At 58.6% G+C, this 736-nt stretch carries 1 pseudogene; it reads left to right on the top strand.

Going from position 1 to position 736, the window contains the following annotated elements:
• Window positions 1-108: 108 nt before the first annotated feature.
• Window positions 109-736: pseudogene (locus V2B23_RS30845) on the top strand (isopeptide-forming domain-containing fimbrial protein); the annotation flags it as partial.

The raw sequence follows: 736 nt of genomic DNA, 5'->3' as shown, positions 1-736 counted from the left end.
CTGATCAACAACACGGTCACGGGTACTGCGAAGCCGCCGACTGGTCCGGAGATCACTCCTCCGCCGGTCACGACCGAACACCCCGTTCTTGCACCGAAGATTGCTGTGGTGAAGTCTTCTGATCCGGTGTCGGGTTCGAATGTTGTTGCCGGTCAGGACATCAAGTACACGTTGACGTTCTCGAACACCGGTAACGGTGCGGGTGAGGTCGCGTACTTCGACGATCTGCGTCAGGTTGTGGACAAGGCGGCACTGAGTGGTTTGACTGCTGAGGCTCCGTTGGCTGCGACGATGGTCGGCACGGATGGTTTCTCGGTGACGGGAACGTTGGCGGCTGGTGAAACGAAGACGGTCACGTATTCGGTGAAGGTCAATGCCGATGTGGTCGGTGGGGTGTTCGTGAACAACTTCGTTGTTCCGGGTACGACTCCGCCGGTTGATCCTCCGGAGGTGTGTGATCCGGCGACGCAGCTGTGCACGACGCATCCGGTGGTGTCTCCGAAGATTGCTGTGGTGAAGTCTTCTGATCCGGTGTCGGGTTCGGATGTTGTTGCCGGTCAGGACATCAAGTACACGTTGACGTTCTCGAACACTGGTAACGGTGCGGGTGAGGTCGCGTACTTCGATGATCTGCGTCAGGTTGTGGACAAGGCTGCGCTGAGTGGTTTGACTGCTGAGGCTCCGTTGGCTGCGACGATGGTCGGCACGGATGGTTTCTCGGTGACGGGAACGTTGG

The sequence above is a fragment of the Rhodococcus sp. 24CO genome (assembly GCF_050586165.1).
In the GTDB taxonomy this organism is placed as follows: domain Bacteria; phylum Actinomycetota; class Actinomycetes; order Mycobacteriales; family Mycobacteriaceae; genus Rhodococcus_F.
This window is presented reverse-complemented; position numbering and strand designations above follow the sequence as displayed.